Genomic DNA, 1999 nt, shown 5'->3' with positions numbered 1-1999 from the left:
CGACCAAATTGCCGCTGGACAAGTGACATTACGTATATCTGGGTTCTGGAGCGGTGGTTGTACCTCGCGGTAGTTATGGATCTGTACTCTCGACGTATTGTAGGTTGGGCATTCGACTCCCAGATGATCGATGAATTGACACGTCGAGCATTGAAAATGGCTCTAGAGCGACGACAAATAAAGCCTGGACTAATAGTTCACTCTGACAGGGGTGTGCAATATTGATCGCAGAAATACCAGGATCTCTTGTCCGAAAGCAAGTGCAAGCCGAGTATGAGTCGCCAGGCTAACTGTTGGGATAATGCGGCAATGGAATCATTCTTTAGCAGGCTAAAAGTCGAGCTGGTCTATGCCGGAACATTCGAAAGCGAAGAGCAAGCAAAATCTGAGGTGTTTGAATACATTGAGATTTTCTACAATAGGGTTCGTAGGTACCCTGCATTGGGCTATGTAAGTCCAGCAGAGTATGAGCGAAACTACGCATAGTTAGAGTGTCTACTTTTCGTGGGCAAGACCAACGTGAGTAATACACAAACATATGAAAAATATAATTAATACAATTAATAATGCCTTTGACATTGAGTTACCATCTTTCTATACCGATGCTCTTATAAATTATCCATTTCCATCATCTGATGATCCAGACTGTATTGAGGGACAACTTGTAAAAGACCTAGACTGGCTTATAAAAACTAATCGGAAGCTTCGTGAAGATGGTTTCTGTTATCAAGATTATTGGCCAAATCATTTTTTTGCAATAGGCTTTGACGGCTTCGGAAATTATTATTTTATCAATTTACTCCAACAAGATACTTCTATATATATCGCAGACCATGAAGAAGATTTTAATCACAAAGAAATTTCAAATATGGAACTAGCTTCAAACATTGAAGAATATATCAATGACTGTCTTGAAGAGTAGAAAACTTTTACTGAAAACATATAACAAAGCCATTAAATACGTTCCGGCCAAAAAACGGCCTCCACCGGACTACCTACGCGTTGCTTCGGCATCCGTTTATGGCGGCATTAGGTATAAAAGTATGTATGTAGAAAAATTAGTGGAGCTAAATCTACTTTGTATATTGAACCAGTGTCGATACCAAGCCTATGAAATACGGACCTTTCATGAAAAGTACCATAATCAACTTGGTGAAGATGAAGTAATATTTCGTGATGCAGTGTGTCAACTTTCGACGTTAAAATCGATTGAAGAAGCACTAGCTCGACATCACGAGAAACTTCCGATAGAAGAAGCAGAATTGATTATGACAAGCTTGTATAGAGTATCTTCTGGCTTCTCTTTTGTCTCGAAACTGAAGTATGAATTTCTAAAAGAGCATGATCAAAAAGCCTAACAAGTTGCTGCTGTACGTTCCGGCCCTTCGGGCCTCCACCGGACTGTCGTCGCTTCGCGCCGCCAGCCGTAGAGCAAGACGTTAATCGTATATGAGCCTTACCATTGAGCAAGAAATAGCACGAACGAAAAAGTTGGTATCTGCCGCGAAGTCAGTAGTGTCTGGGCAGGTAGGAATTACTATCGGTTCTAAATCAGTGTCGAACAAACTTTACTGGCTAGGGCCGGAATGGGAAGAAAGATATCCAATATTTAAGGAGTTTCATTCAGCTTTGCCACTAGATATTCCAGTGGGTGTAGAGCGTCTTGAGTGGAACCCGGACCTTCTTCTTGAGCTAGACCCAGTTTTAGCCGAAATAGAATTTAAATTTCGTCCGCGTATACTTGAGGCTTGTATAGCCATTATCAAGCAACACGATTAACAAGTTACTGCATCCGACAACCTACACTCCGCTCGCTTTGTACTGTACGCTACGCTAGCACAAAGCGGCTCCATTCCGGTGGCGGCTGAGTAAGGCGTTAACCCTATGAGGAAAGAAATGGCTAAAGAAAGGAAACCATTCATCACACTTGGAAAGTCAAAGTTTTCCAAATTCGCCAATGGTACTGTACTCGTCATCTTACTGATCTATGCCGCTATAA

5 protein-coding genes are annotated in these 1999 nt (G+C 41.7%); all 5 read left to right on the top strand.

What is annotated here, in order from left to right; genetic code table 11:
* A partial coding sequence (locus ABWV76_RS22005; RefSeq protein WP_353377297.1) for a DDE-type integrase/transposase/recombinase occupies nucleotides 1–225 on the top strand: 225 nt, incomplete at its 5' end.
* Between the two features lie 21 nt (nucleotides 226–246).
* Nucleotides 247–486, top strand: a complete 240-nt coding sequence (locus ABWV76_RS22000; protein ID WP_353377296.1) for an IS3 family transposase — start codon at nucleotides 247–249, stop codon at nucleotides 484–486.
* 52 nt (nucleotides 487–538) lie between these two features.
* Nucleotides 539–922, top strand: coding sequence for an SMI1/KNR4 family protein (locus tag ABWV76_RS21995; protein ID WP_353377295.1), 384 nt, complete (start codon nucleotides 539–541; stop codon nucleotides 920–922).
* A complete protein-coding gene (locus tag ABWV76_RS21990) occupies nucleotides 903–1358 on the top strand; it encodes a hypothetical protein (RefSeq protein ID WP_353377294.1) in 456 nt (151 codons plus the stop codon). Before ABWV76_RS21995 ends, ABWV76_RS21990 begins: the two co-directional genes overlap by 20 nt.
* A gap of 91 nt (nucleotides 1359–1449) precedes the next feature.
* The gene (locus tag ABWV76_RS21985) at nucleotides 1450–1779 is read left to right on the top strand and encodes a hypothetical protein (RefSeq protein WP_353377293.1); all 330 of its coding nucleotides are present in this window, start codon (nucleotides 1450–1452) and stop codon (nucleotides 1777–1779) included.
* Nucleotides 1780–1999 lie beyond the last annotated feature (220 nt).

Origin of the sequence: Microbulbifer sp. NBRC 101763 (assembly GCF_040371615.1) — a bacterium.
In the GTDB taxonomy this organism is placed as follows: Bacteria; Pseudomonadota; Gammaproteobacteria; order Pseudomonadales; family Cellvibrionaceae; genus Microbulbifer; species Microbulbifer variabilis.
Note: the sequence above shows the minus strand (reverse complement) of the source record. Positions and strands in the feature narration are given on the sequence as shown.